The 12,374-nt window shown below is 33.9% G+C and carries 9 protein-coding genes and 2 pseudogenes; 2 read left to right on the top strand and 9 right to left on the bottom strand.

Going from position 1 to position 12,374, the window contains the following annotated elements; translation table 11 throughout:
• Positions 1-252 precede the first annotated feature (252 nt).
• The 9 genes and pseudogenes from ACQKMD_RS20755 to ACQKMD_RS20715 all read right to left on the bottom strand — a co-directional run bounded on the left by ACQKMD_RS20755 (position 253) and on the right by ACQKMD_RS20715 (position 10,257).
• Positions 253-738 (bottom strand): DinB family protein, encoded by a 486-nt coding sequence (locus tag ACQKMD_RS20755; RefSeq protein ID WP_427754371.1) that lies wholly within the window; start codon positions 736-738, stop codon positions 253-255.
• A 109-nt stretch (positions 739-847) separates the two neighbouring features.
• Positions 848-3,035 (bottom strand): annotated as a pseudogene (locus ACQKMD_RS20750) (peptidoglycan D,D-transpeptidase FtsI family protein).
• Positions 3,036-3,149: 114 nt separating this feature from the next.
• Positions 3,150-4,616, bottom strand: a complete 1,467-nt coding sequence (locus ACQKMD_RS20745) for an amidase family protein (RefSeq protein ID WP_427754369.1) — start codon at positions 4,614-4,616, stop codon at positions 3,150-3,152.
• 293 nt (positions 4,617-4,909) lie between these two features.
• A pseudogene (locus tag ACQKMD_RS20740) lies at positions 4,910-6,192 on the bottom strand (histidine--tRNA ligase).
• Between the two features lie 916 nt (positions 6,193-7,108).
• Positions 7,109-7,666 (bottom strand): GNAT family N-acetyltransferase, encoded by a 558-nt coding sequence (locus ACQKMD_RS20735; protein WP_427754368.1) that lies wholly within the window; start codon positions 7,664-7,666, stop codon positions 7,109-7,111.
• 76 nt (positions 7,667-7,742) lie between these two features.
• Positions 7,743-8,357, bottom strand: a complete 615-nt coding sequence (locus ACQKMD_RS20730; protein WP_427754366.1) for a peroxiredoxin family protein — start codon at positions 8,355-8,357, stop codon at positions 7,743-7,745.
• A 409-nt stretch (positions 8,358-8,766) separates the two neighbouring features.
• Positions 8,767-9,111, bottom strand: a complete 345-nt coding sequence (locus ACQKMD_RS20725; RefSeq protein WP_427754364.1) for a DUF6176 family protein — start codon at positions 9,109-9,111, stop codon at positions 8,767-8,769.
• A gap of 195 nt (positions 9,112-9,306) precedes the next feature.
• The gene (locus tag ACQKMD_RS20720; RefSeq protein WP_427754363.1) at positions 9,307-9,879 is read right to left on the bottom strand and encodes a histidine phosphatase family protein; all 573 of its coding nucleotides are present in this window, start codon (positions 9,877-9,879) and stop codon (positions 9,307-9,309) included.
• A 138-nt stretch (positions 9,880-10,017) separates the two neighbouring features.
• Positions 10,018-10,257: a hypothetical protein gene (locus ACQKMD_RS20715; protein WP_427754361.1), complete on the bottom strand. Its 240-nt coding sequence runs from the start codon at positions 10,255-10,257 to the stop codon at positions 10,018-10,020.
• A 490-nt stretch (positions 10,258-10,747) separates the two neighbouring features.
• On the opposite strand from ACQKMD_RS20715, the gene ACQKMD_RS20710 reads away from it, so the two are divergent.
• Complete coding sequence (locus tag ACQKMD_RS20710) at positions 10,748-10,921, top strand: hypothetical protein (RefSeq protein ID WP_427754359.1); 174 nt, start codon at positions 10,748-10,750, stop codon at positions 10,919-10,921.
• 363 nt (positions 10,922-11,284) lie between these two features.
• Complete coding sequence (locus tag ACQKMD_RS20705; protein WP_427754357.1) at positions 11,285-12,187, top strand: cation diffusion facilitator family transporter; 903 nt, start codon at positions 11,285-11,287, stop codon at positions 12,185-12,187.
• Positions 12,188-12,374: the final 187 nt, after the last annotated feature.

Below are 12,374 nucleotides of genomic sequence, written 5' to 3'. Positions count from 1 at the left end.
ACCAAGGGTGAAGTCTGCCCAAAAATCGGTTTTCTCTCAATATCTTTTTCAAAGCTTCTCTAACAAAGGTGTTTACTCAGTACAAATATCCCTCCTCACGAAAAATCTCATGAAAATCTTAAAACTTTAAAACACTATGAATAATTCAGGTTTATTACTTTTCAAAGTTATTCTTATTTTTATTTATAATCATCATAGTTTTTATTTACATGATAGTTTGTCAAATTAAGCCAACACTTGCTCCTTATTGTGCTAATGACTTGAATGTTTGTCGAGCCCCTTACCGATAAAGTTTGCTGATACAGGTTTTTTGCCTATTTCTCTAGCCCAAACGGATAATTGACCGATATGATGAATTTCATGAGCGATAATATGTCGCATTACTTCCCCCCAAGAATCTGTTAAATGGCTACCATCGGCTTGGAGATCGTAAAACAAATTATTTTCCATGCTTTCATCCCAGTTGGTTACAAAGTCCTTTACTTCTTTATGATATATAGCGTCTAACTCTCGAACCCTACTAAGGCTGTTATACTCATCAAAATTCTCTTGAAAATCCTCTTTACCTTGTAAAAGGCGTATCCAGCTCCACTCCACATCAACTATATGAAAGAGTGTTTGTAATATACTACCTACTCCTCCTGTATGGTTATGTAAAAGTTCTTCTTCAGTTAATTCTTCACACCAGCTGTACCATTCTTCTCTTACTAACCAGTTATAGCGGAACATTAATTGCATTGAAATCTCTCCCTCTTTAAATATATATACATATACGCTTACAATCATATTTCTTAGGGTGTTGGTAATTTCTCAGCACATTCTTTATCAGTAGTTCCCATCATTATTACTAACTTCCAACATTCGCTTCTTCGATTTTTTCATCAGAAATTGGTTTTCTAATTTTTTTTCCTACTAATTGTCCAGTCTTTTTCGTATTTTTCTTTTTGATTTCAAAGTACTTATCTACAGCTTGACGAGCGATGATATTGTTAATTGACTTGTCTATAGATGAGTTTGTTGTCACCCATGGTACAACTACTGCGTAGGAAATTTCCGGGTTATCATATGGTGCAAAACCAATATGAGTTAATGTTAAAGTATCTGTCTTTTTTCCATCTCCATAGTAAACCACTTGTGCTGTACCTGTTTTACCTGCTGCATCGAAGTCCGCATCACCGAAGTCACTAGCTGCTGACCCTTGGCTACCAAAGTAGACGCGATGCATACCTTTCTTCACATGATCAATTTCTTCTTGCGTATTATCTATTGTGTTTAAAACAGTTGGTTGAATATCATTTACAATGGGTCCTAATATCTTTCCATCTTCAGATGCTTCACGTATTTCCTTCACGACATGGGGTTTAACACGATTTCCATCATTCGCTATTGTTGAAGCATATTGAGCTAACTGTAGAGTAGTAAAAGTATCATACTGACCTATTACTAGATCAAGTAGTTTACCAGATAGCGTTTCAGTTCCTTTCACTCCTTCAAATTCACCAGGTAAGTCAATTCCCGTTTGAATACCTAAACCAAATTGCGCAAAGGAGTTACGAATCTTCGTAAAATCCTTTTGTTGTACTGCTAATCCAGCTCTAGGTACATAATTAACACCAGCAATTTTCATCGCCACTCTAAACATGTAAACGTTAGATGAACGTTCAAGTGCTGTTAAATCATCGAGCACAATTGAACTTGAAGAATTAAAGATAGATTGCTTGATTGTACCTGCTATATTAATAGGCGTATCGATTAATTTGTCACCTATGTTAATTGCATCTAATGAATAACCGGTCAAAATTGTAGCCGGTTTAACAACTGATCCTACTTCATATGCAGTGGTAAATGTCCCAATGGCATAATCATTTACTACGGTTTTACCTTCTTCATCTGTCTCTATTTTTTTACCAACCATTGATAAAACTTCACCAGTATTTGGATTCATCATAACTAGAAAGGCACGGTCAAGCAATGAAGATCCGCTTTTTGCTTTAGCAACTAGTAATTGTTTTTCAACAATCTTATCTAAACTTGCATGTAATTCACTATCAATTGTTAATATTAATTCATCTCCTGGAGAGCCCTCTGATTTTGTCTTGGTCTCTACAACTTGCCCCTTACCGTTTGTCTGATTTTTTACAACGGCTTTCTTGCCCTGTAATTGCTCTTCATATTGCGATTCAATATAACTTCTCCCAACACGGTCATTACGAGAATAATCACGGGCTATATAATATTCTAGCTTATCCTTTGGAATACCCTCTGCTGGTGTAGTTGTGGAACCTAAAATACTTAACGTCGAGTTTTTCACACGTGACCAATCCGTTGTTGTGTTAACGCCTGGTAAGTCTGTCAAACGTTCAGATACAACTGCAAACTTTATCTGATACATTATCACTTTTAATAATTTGTGGAGACAAGTAGTAGCCAGAAGCCATCAATCTGAAAATAGCCAATACTTGCAAATCTGATTTAGAAAACGATTCTAACTCTTTATTCTTGATGCGATCACGGATTAAACTATCTATCTTAGCTTGTTGTTCTGCAGTAGAAAGCTCTGTATCAGTATGTATTTCAAGCATTTCCTTTTTACTTACTTTGGCATTCGCTTCATCATTATGAAGCATAATCCAATAATCCTTCTTATCGCGCTCAGTTATTGATTTTGTATCCATTTTTATCAGTCTAGTCAGTTTTTTTGCAGTTTTTAACATTTCTTTAGTTGTCGTTGTTTGCATTTTCGTATAAGTAATCGCATTTTTTGGTTCATTATCAACTAAAACACGACCAAGCCTATCGTAAATACGCCCTCTAGGAACGCTAGTATTAACCGTTACTTCTTCAGTTTGAGCCAAGACTTTAACATAATCTTCTCCTTTTACAATTTGCATATAACCCAAACGTAAAATCAGTGCAGAAAATAAAACAAAGATTGCGAAGAATAGTATATTCATACGAAATGATAGATTGGCACGCTGTTTTGGTTTTACATTATTTACTCTTTTCTTATTAGATGGTTTATTTGACGGTTGCATAGTGTCCCTCTTTCGCTTACTCTATCACTAGTAGTATGTTCGTTTGGGAGACTGGAAGAGATTTTCCCCACATTTCTAATCCCCCTTTTTTAGTAACTATTTTTTCAGACCTTATTAAATATTCGGTACTTTCCTATGTTTAGTCGCTTGTTCAAAGGCATAGGCCAGCTTGATTAATGTACCTTCGCTATATGATGTGCTTGCGAAAGTAATGCCGAATGGTCTTCCAGATTCCATATAACCTGCTGGTACTGCAATTGTTGGATAACCTGCTTTTGCTGAAACAGTAGAGCCTAAATACGCTGGAAATAGAACGGCATCTAAATTGTGTTTTTTTAATGCTAAGCCAATTCCTTGTTGTTCAGAAAAATAGATATCTTCTAAGCGCGCAGTTAAATATTCTGGATTACGTAATGTATTTGGTAGATGTTCACGCTGCTCTAATCTGTCTTGCCCATTCTTTAATGCTCGATCTGCATGATCTTTATTGAACTGAATTAGTTCACTAAAAGAATGTACAGGTTGTTGTGATGGAAGTTTCGATAAATAGTTGTCGAGGCTGTGCTTCAGTTCATATAAAAGAACTGCACCATTATGTTCTCTATGAAACGCGGGAATTTCAATATCTTTCACTACTGTTGCACCTTGATCATGTATTGTTTGAACTGCATTTTCAAATAACTCTCCATCATATTCATCTGAATTATAAAATCCGTCAGAACCATGTGTAAAGACTCCAATCCTAGCTCCTTTTAGACCATCAACATCTAAATAACTCGTATAATTCTCTATTTCTCTTTCATTCATCTTATGTGTAGCTGGGTCTTGCTTATCTACACCTACCATTGCTTGTAACAGAATTGCTGCATCCTTTACGGTTCTAGCAAAGGGGCCAGCTGTATCCTGTGAATATGTAAATGGAATAATTCCTTTCCTGCTTATTAGCCCAACAGTTGGTTTGATACCTACAACTGAATTTTGGGTAGCTGGGCTAAGAATAGAAGCATCTGTTTCAGTCCCTACTGCTAAAACTGAGAAGTTTGCTGCTACAGCTACTGCTGAGCCTGAACTAGAGCCACCTACAAATAGATTTGGGTCACCATATGGATTTAGAACCTGCCCTCCTCTAGCACTATAGCCAGCCCACATTGTAGTTGACATTGCATTCGCAAGTTCCGTCATATTCGCCTTGCCTAAAATAACTGCCCCTGCTGTACGTAGCTTCTCTACTAAAAAAGCATCAGTTGAACTACTGTAATTTTCGAGTGCTAGTGTACCTGCACTTGTATGCATATAATCATTCGTTTCAATATTGTCCTTTAGAACAATTGGTATTCCGTGCAAAGGTCCTCGTGCCCCTTGAACAGCTCTTTCATGGTCTAATGCTTCCGCGATGAAAATTGCTTCTGGATTCATTTCAAGCATCGAATTGATTTTAGGTCCACCTTGATCATATTTTGCAATTCGATCAAGATAATACATCGTTAACTCTTTAGAAGTTACTTTCCCACTTGCCATTGCAGTTTGTATATCATCTATTGTTAATTCTTCTTGGTAGAAATCTTTGAACATAATACTCATATATACACCCCTCCAACTACTTTTCTAAACTTACCTTAATTTTACTATATATGTTAATAAAGACCTAGTAAAAAAACAATCTTAAAAAGAAAAAAATAAGATTAACTTATTCATTCTTTGAAAGATTGAGGTTTACTTTTGTAAATGAAATATATAGAAAACTACTTTTATATTCCCTGCATGACAATTTGCCTTACAAAAAATTATGCATATTTGACTTAAGATCGAATATGCTTATTAATCTGATGAAAAGCAACAATCTAGTAAAACGGAGCCTTTTGAAGAAAGTCTTCTTAGCTTAAAAATTGAAATGGCTCTATCCTCGTTCCACCCGTCTCCATATTTTTTACCTTTATTTGATTAAGCTCTACTTCATTCTCACCTACTATAATTACATTTCGGATGCCTTCATTATTAGCACGGTCTAACGCTTTGCCAATTTTCTTGTTACTCATATCCAGTTCTACGTTGTATCCCTTCTGTCTCAATCGTGTTGCAACCAATAATGACTCCTTTAATGTGTTCATTGGTATGATGTAATAGTCAATTATTGAAGGCTCTAATGCAGTTGTATCTTTCAATGATAAGGCTGTATAAATGACATCTAATCCAAATGATATCCCGACAGTTGAAAAAGACTGATCTGTTCCTAGTAATCCTGCAATAGCATTATCGTATCTCCCACCACTACCAATGCTCGATTTAATTGTCTGGTCGACTATAGTTCATAAATCGTACCTGTATATATTTCCAGACCTCTTGCTAAAAATGGGTTGAAAATACATTGCTCAGAAATTTTTAGATACTTTAAGAATGATTCGAGAGATATTAATTCCTCTATGCCTTGTTCAATATTTTCGTTTACTTTAGCAAATGGCTCAAAATAACCGATAGTCGTATTTTCCAGATCCGTTAAAAAATGCACAACGGAATTAACTACTCTTAACGGTAATCCAAGTTCACTTAGCTCTCTCTTAACCGCTTCAACACCGACCTTCTCTATTTTATCCACTACTAAAATCACTGCACTCATTTGTTCAGATGGTACTTCAAACATTTCTAACATACCGGATAATAATTTTCGATTATTATATTGAATGGCTATTTTCAAATTTAACTTCGGAAAAGCGGAAAGTGCCATTTCCATAAGCTCTGCTTCAGCAATTTGTGATTCTACTCCTACGATATCTACATCACATTGTGTAAATTCACGGAATCGACCTGTTTTAATCGGTCCATCTCTAAAAACTTTACCAATTTCATATCGTTTAAAAGGCATTTTAATCGTGGGATTCATCGCAATAACTTTTGCAAAAGGAATCGTTAGGTCGTAACGAAGTGCTAAATCTCTTTCACCTCGGTCAGTTAAGGTATACATTTCCGCTAATATCTCTGCACCGCCACCATATTTTGAAGCCATAAGCTCCGTATAATTTAGAATAGGTGTTTCAAGTGGTTTACAGCCATATTGTATAAAAGTGTCCTCTAACGTTCTTCTAATTTTCCGTCTAATCACTTCTGCCTCAGGTAAATAATCTTGTGTTCCTTTAACATTTTGATAATCCATTTTTTTCATTTGTCATTCCTCCTAATTTTTTTGAAAATAAAAAAACTGCACCTGATAAAAGGAGTTGCTTTTATCGATGCAGTTCAATATAAATAGTCTTCCTATGCGCGATTTTAAAAATCGGATAGCAAGACTACATGTGATGATGGAATTGTGAAGTGTTACTTAACATTTTTGTTTGCAACATATAATTCACCTCATATTTGGTTATTAATTTACCACAATAGTTTGAATTTTTCAATATTTTTTTTAAAACTCTACATTAAAAATAAAAGACACTTTAACCTTATCAAATATTGCTTCTAATTCATAAATATAATAACAACTGTTTGCTGGAACTATTATTCGATTATGCTTAGGGGATCCCTGTTAGCTTAACAAGGAATCTAATGCTCTAATCATACATGCGTTATTCAATTGAGTTAGCAATTTCAACTAATGTATTAGGAGTTAGGCGATGGCTAAGAACATTTTATAACTTTTGCGAAGCAGATAGGAAGGAACTTACTCCTGCACAGCGTAGTCCATAAAATGAATTTTAGCCATGGCTTTTCTTCGATGCCGTTAATTTCCGTTCCGACGGACGCTTTCCTGGGGGCGAACCTTGAGCCTCCTCGTCGCTAACGCTCCTGCGGGGTCTCAAGATGTTCGCTAGTTCCCCAAGGAGTCGCCGCCTGCACTCCAATCAACTAGTTTTATCGTTTTTCTGAGTTTTTCATTCTTAAAATGGTCTTTTTTTACTTTTCTCCATATTGTCTGAACTACTTACCCTAAAGGCTCGCCTTTTTCTCCGCTTACCGTTGACACTTCCAAATATACACCCAAGTAAAGAGATAGTTCTAAGAAACAACCTTTTTCACAAGAAAATATATCAAACTAATCGAAACTAAATCAGGATAATTTTTTCCATTATCCCAAATAGATATTACTTGTCAAAATCTTGTTTTAATAACGAATACATATATAAGTCATCAAATTTACCACAAGTATATTCATAATTCCTTAGCAATCCTTCTCTTATAAAACCTTGCTTTTCTGCCAACTTTTGAGATGCGGTATTTTCAGGTTCGATTAACGCTTCTATCCTTTGTAAATTAAATTGTTCAAACCCATATCTAATTACCGCTTCAAAAGCTTCGCTAGCTATACCTTGTCCCCAGTAGTCTTTACTTAATTCAGTGCCAATTTCAATACGAAAGTGCTTAGGAACCTTGTTAAGAAAGCCGCAGCTACCAATTACTTCGTCTTGGTCTTTCATAGTAATTCCCCATCTAATGCCTGTGCCCTCTTCAAATATTGTTTGATACCATGAGATTTCATCCCTTGCATCCTCAACTTTGGTAAAAGGATCTAATCCAATGTGCTTCACTACTTCATTATCAGACATATATTTCAAAACACTACTCGCATCATCTACTGTTACTTTTCTTAATATTAATCTATTAGTTTCTAGTATTGGAAACGTGCTTTCTTTCAGTTCCATAATAAATACCTCCATTTAAATAAAAAGTCAATCACTTATTGTTAATAACGCTTATAGTAAACCTTTTTACTTTAAATTATTTACTTTTATTAATAAGTTCTTCAATTTTCTTATCATTTAAAGGAGAACGAGCTATATCAGTTATTATCCCCTCTTTATTTATTATATATGTTGTTGGAAACGATCGAACATCATATAAATCCATTACTTTACCTTTGTCATCTAATACAATAGGAAATGTCAATTCGTATTCCTCAATAAACTTTTCAATATTTTCTATACCACCTACTTCCTTTCTAGTCATATTTACAGCAAGAATTTCCATGTCAGACTTATCTCCATACTCTTTGTAGTACTCTTGCATATATGGCATTTCTTGTATGCAAGGTGGACACCATGATGCCCAAAAATTAAGTAGTATTTTTTTCCCTCTATAATCAGATAATTTTACTGTTTCGCCAGTTAAATTTTTTAATTTAAAATCAGGTGCAACATCATTTATTTTAAGTCCAAAATTAGAATCTAAACTATCCTTTACTACTTCGTTAGTTTGATCTTCTATTAAACCACTAGGATATTCTTCTAATCCAATAGATTCATCTTTATCTACAAAATTTGTTTTAATAGTGAAAATAATCATGAAAATTATCATGAATACTGAAATCGTCTTCACTAAAATTCTAAAATTCATTAATTTCTCCTCCAAAACATACTCAAATCAACACACCAATAAAAAATAACATTCCCTATTTGCAACTTTATTCCGAAACAAAAAAAGTGTTTACATGAATAGGCAAAATAAAGATCTTGTCCATGAAGTAGACATTTACAATCGATAAATGCAAACCAAAGAAATGGGGAGATCATTTATCACGTTGAAAATGGTCATTTATGCAAATTAGTAGCACCAGAAGGAACGATTGTAGATACGTGATAATCAAGGAATATAATTCAACTACAAGGGTTTGATAAACGTGTAGAACCAATGCTTATTTCAGCGTATCAATAGTCAAATTATACAACGGTCGAGATGCCTAGAAATGCATAATAAAAGACCTCTATACAGAGGTCAAAATTTAACTGTTTAATTTTATTAGGTGTCAATCCATAGCATTTCTCACTTTTTCGGGAATCATAACCACCTCTGTCTTTAAGTCAACTGGTTTAAAGGTTTCATCTATACATTCATCCCAGAATTCTAAATGCTTTTTATCTATCCAATGTTCTGATTGCTCTACTTCTTGTCCACCTTCACCTTGAACTGCATACCAATATAGAAACTCTGTACCGTTTAGATGCTCTCTGAAAATGGTTTCTACATACATTTTTTCCCCTTCTAAGGTGACAAGAACATCTTTCATATTATCATTCAAAAACCTTAACCATTCATCAACTCGTTCAGATTTACCTTTTTTAACCTTAAACCTTGTTAATTCTATGTTCATTTTTCTCCTCCTGTAAGCCATTTCATTTTATGTAAAAATTTTATCATAAATAAAAATTAACGGAAAGTGTTTCACAAAAACAACAAGCTTATAGAAAACAGCCAAAAAACATAGATTTGAAATAAAGTTATACCATGTAATGAAAGCCGCCGTAAGTAGAAAATCCAGAGCAAAATAAACACATTACATTTGTTATTAAAACTCCCACAACCTTTTAACATTTACCAATTCCTGACCTTCGAATTCCATTTTATAAATATCAGGTTTAGATGTATGAAGTAAAAAATTCAAATCGTACTGTTTATCAAAAAACTGCATCATCAAAGTCATAACATTTCCATGAGTACCTAATACTACTTTCTGTCCTTGATAGGTATTTAATAATTCTTTCAATACCAACATCGCTCTATTCTGACAAACTGCGTTAGACTCCCCTCCAGTTAAAGCAAAGTTTGGATTGGAAAACGACTTCTCCAACAAAGGGAATAATTCTTTATCGGGTATTGGGTATTCTTCATTAAAAAAAACTCTTTCTTTAAGATCTTCAAATACCATAATTTCTTTCCCTGAACGTTTAGCCAAATCTTTTATAGTTAGGATTGCTCGTTGATACGGGCTAGAAACGAAAACTTCGATTGCCTCTCCTTGTAATATATCAGTTATTCTATTAGTGTCGGATATCCCTTTATCAGTTAACCCTCTTGTTCTTTCATTTTCGTCCATTTTCGGTGATTCACCATGTCTCACCATATAAATATAAGTTTTCATAATACCTCCCGAAAAAATGAATACCTAAATACCTGATAGATAGTTAAATTAGTATCTTTATTTTATGGTAGCTAAATTACGAGTGTCTTTATTCCCCTTATCTTCTTGTACTTTCCATTCTCGCAAGTGTCGAAATCATCAATTTTTTCCTTTTAAAAATTGTATAGCTAATTCTGTTGAATAGATTAGAGATGGCTCAGCTTTACTCTTTCTAATGGATAAAGCTTCATGAAAATGAGAAAGTGATAACTCCCATTCCCCCAATTCCATTAAGCACTTTCCTTTATGCTGTAACGCAAAATCTAATAAACCACAATCATCTATAGGTGTTAATGCTTTAATAGTTGTGTCAAATGACTTTAAAGCATCTTCATACATGCCAATTTAATTGTAAATATTTGTTATGATATATAGGGCAAATAAACATTATATAAACCTTATTCAAGATTAGACCATACTCTAAGAAGAATCACTTTTTTAAATTTTTTTAAAGGATAGGATGAGTGGTAAAGCTTTTTTGATTTTATTTCTTGTACTATTTATTAACAGTGTACGATATGCAGGTTATTTATATAATAGTTCCTCCAATTATTATTATTTGGGTATGCTTATTATAAATATCATCGCTTTAATTACATGTATATATTCTTATAAAAAGCATGAAGAAATTGCTAACATTACATCTGAATAAGTAAATGAATACTTTAAGAAGAAGTACATTATTCGGTAAAGCAAGCTACATCAAGTGATTTAGCAAGTTATAGATTATTTTCTCCTCCTTATCCATAATTCCTTCAAAAATTATAAAAATTCATAAAGAATAAAACTTCTATTACTGAGCAACTTAGTCACTAGGAGGTGAATATCCATGACTAAGAACAACAATAAGACAAAAAATGAAAAAAACCACAGCAGCAATATCAATTTCGATAACTACAACAGCAATAACAATAACCCTAACGACAATCAAAACGAAGAATTTGCTAGTGACTTTGAAGCTAAAGCAAAAAACAAAAATCAACCATCCAACAAAAAGAAATAATAAAGGTTCAAAAACCTTAATGCTTTTGAGCATTAAGGCTTTTGAATAATTTAGCTCCTATTTTGACTATTTAGCCCATAGGAACATCAGCTTATGAACATAAAATAAAATAATATAGATAGTGCTGTTATGTACATATACATTTTTACAGATATCTTTCTCGTATAATAATACAACTAATCCATATTGCTCAACCGTAAACATCGTGTTAAAATTATTAAATGCCTAAGAATAGTGAGGGATAATTATGATTCAAACTATAAATTCACTAAAACTATATATTTCAAAAACAGAAACCCTCGACTGAAACCAGTCGGGGGTTTTTGTTGCTCTTGGGAAAAAAAATATTGGAGGTGCAAAATTATGGGGCAAGGCACAAATTCAAATGGTTCAATTATCGCTGGCTGGATTAGTTTAATAAGTAATATTATTTTAACGGTTCTTAAGATTGTCGTAGGTACTCTCTTCAATAGTCCAGTTCTTCTTGCAGACGGTTATCATAACGCTGGTGATGTTATTGCAAGTGGAGCTGCTTTAACTTCAATGCGTATCTCAAAACGTCCTGCGGATGAAGACCATCCCTACGGTCACGGCAAAGCAGAAGTGATAAGTTCTGCCCTTGTAGGTGTTATTTTATTACTAGCAGCAGTTTATATTGCCTTTGAGTCTATTTCAGCATTCTTTCATGAACCTGAAAAGGCAAGTATTATCGCCTTCATAACAGCCATTATTTCACTAGTCTGGAAGCAAATTTTATACGTATATACCATTAGAATTGGCAAAAGAATGAACAGTAAAGGTCTAATTGCTACTGCATATGATCATCTTGCAGATGTGTACGCATCATTAGCTGCCGTATTGGGAATTGGGCTTGCACTTGTTGGAGAGTTTTATCATATTCAAATCCTTACTTACGGAGATCCAATCGCAGGTATTATTGTAACCATCTTAGTTTTCAAACTTGCATATGGGATGATTATAGAAGCAATGGACACACTTATGGAAAAAAGTGTAAGCCGTGAAAGATTAGATAACTTTACGAGTTTAATACTAACTATTCCAGAAGTAAAACGCATAGATCGTTTACGTGCAAGAGAACACGGCCATTATGTATTGATAGATCTTCGAATAGGTGTACCTGCTGAATTAACAATTCAAGAAGGACACGATATTATTCGCATAATAAAGAAAACCATTATGGAAAATCACCCAGATGTGGACGAAGTTCTTATTCATCTAAATCCTTGGTATGAAATTGATAAATAAAGACATTCGATTTTCATTTTCACTGAAAATGAATCTACAAAAGGCAGTTGGATCCTTTAAAATTCTAATAAATTTAAATGAGGGAGGTATACGAATCGGCTACACTAAGTTGGACAAAAAAAATAAGGGCTATTACACTTAGACTACCAACTTAAAGGAGCGTGCTACTATGTCACGTCAACGTCGA

Source organism: Viridibacillus sp. NPDC096237 (assembly GCF_050278625.1).
Lineage (GTDB): Bacteria > Bacillota > Bacilli > Bacillales_A > Planococcaceae > Viridibacillus.
The sequence above is the reverse complement of the archived record's forward strand: the minus strand, read 5'-3'. Positions and strand labels throughout refer to the sequence as shown.

Coding starts and splice junctions, on each gene's coding strand:
- ACQKMD_RS20720 (WP_427754363.1), bottom strand. CDS start 9,879: ATGAAAACTTATATTTATATGGTGAGACATGGTGAATCACCGAAAATG.
- ACQKMD_RS20745 (WP_427754369.1), bottom strand. CDS start 4,616: ATGAGTATTATGTTCAAAGATTTCTACCAAGAAGAATTAACAATAGAT.
- ACQKMD_RS20705 (WP_427754357.1), top strand. CDS start 11,285: ATGGGGCAAGGCACAAATTCAAATGGTTCAATTATCGCTGGCTGGATT.
- ACQKMD_RS20735 (WP_427754368.1), bottom strand. CDS start 7,666: ATGGAACTGAAAGAAAGCACGTTTCCAATACTAGAAACTAATAGATTA.
- ACQKMD_RS20755 (WP_427754371.1), bottom strand. CDS start 738: ATGCAATTAATGTTCCGCTATAACTGGTTAGTAAGAGAAGAATGGTAC.
- ACQKMD_RS20715 (WP_427754361.1), bottom strand. CDS start 10,257: ATGTATGAAGATGCTTTAAAGTCATTTGACACAACTATTAAAGCATTA.
- ACQKMD_RS20725 (WP_427754364.1), bottom strand. CDS start 9,111: ATGAACATAGAATTAACAAGGTTTAAGGTTAAAAAAGGTAAATCTGAA.
- ACQKMD_RS20710 (WP_427754359.1), top strand. CDS start 10,748: ATGACTAAGAACAACAATAAGACAAAAAATGAAAAAAACCACAGCAGC.
- ACQKMD_RS20730 (WP_427754366.1), bottom strand. CDS start 8,357: ATGAATTTTAGAATTTTAGTGAAGACGATTTCAGTATTCATGATAATT.